1 protein-coding gene is annotated in these 884 nt (G+C 67.9%); it reads left to right on the plus strand.

All coding sequences use genetic code 11. From position 1 onward, the window contains the following. The coding region (locus A5696_RS22490; RefSeq protein WP_156738193.1) for an HAD-IC family P-type ATPase at nucleotides 1-884 on the plus strand (884 nt) is incomplete at both ends.

Genomic DNA, 884 nt, shown 5'->3' on the forward strand with positions numbered 1-884 from the left:
ATCCTGCTGGCCGGCACCGCGATCGTCTCCTACTTTCTCGGCGACAGCATGCAGGCGATCATCATCGGCGTGATCCTGGCGGCCAGCATCGGCTTGGGGTTCGTCAACGAGTATCGGGCCGAGCGGGCCGCCGCCGACCTGCACGCGGCCGTGCACCACAACGCCGTGGTGCGCCGCGACTCGAAGTTCGTCACGATCGGCGTCACCGACCTGGTGCCCGGTGACGTGGTCCGCCTGTCGCTGGGCGAGGCCGTGCCCGCCGACGTCCGGCTGATCGACGTCACCGGCCTGGAATGCGACGAGAGCATCCTGACCGGCGAGTCGACGGGCTCGGAGAAATCGCCGCAGCCTGTGCCGGCCGGCGCCGAGCTGGCCGAATCGACCGACCTCGCTTTCATGGGCACCATCGTGAGCGCCGGGGAGGGCACCGGGGTGGTGTACGCCACCGGCAGGGATGCCGAATTCGGCCGCATCGCAGCGGGTTTGGACAAGCGCCAACCCGAGACCGATTTCCAGGTGGGGCTGCGCCGGTTCTCCTACCTGCTGCTGCAGGTCGCGATCGCGCTGATGGTGGTCATCCTGGTCAGCAACCTGCTGCTGCACAAGCCGATCATCGATTCGGTGCTGTTCTCGCTGGCGATCGCGGTCGGCATCACGCCGCAGCTGCTGCCCGCCGTGGTGAGCACCAGCCTGGCGACGGGATCGCGACAGCTGGCCAAGGCCAAGGTGCTCGTCAAACGCCTGGTGTGCATCGAGGACCTGGGCGACATCGACATCCTGATCACCGACAAGACCGGCACCCTGACCGAGGGCCGCATCAGCTTGGTCGACACCGTCAACCCGGCCGGAGTGCGCAACGACTCGGTGCTGCGGCTGGCCCTGCT

The sequence above is a fragment of the Mycobacterium sp. E2699 genome (assembly GCF_001666745.1).
GTDB lineage: Bacteria > Actinomycetota > Actinomycetes > Mycobacteriales > Mycobacteriaceae > Mycobacterium.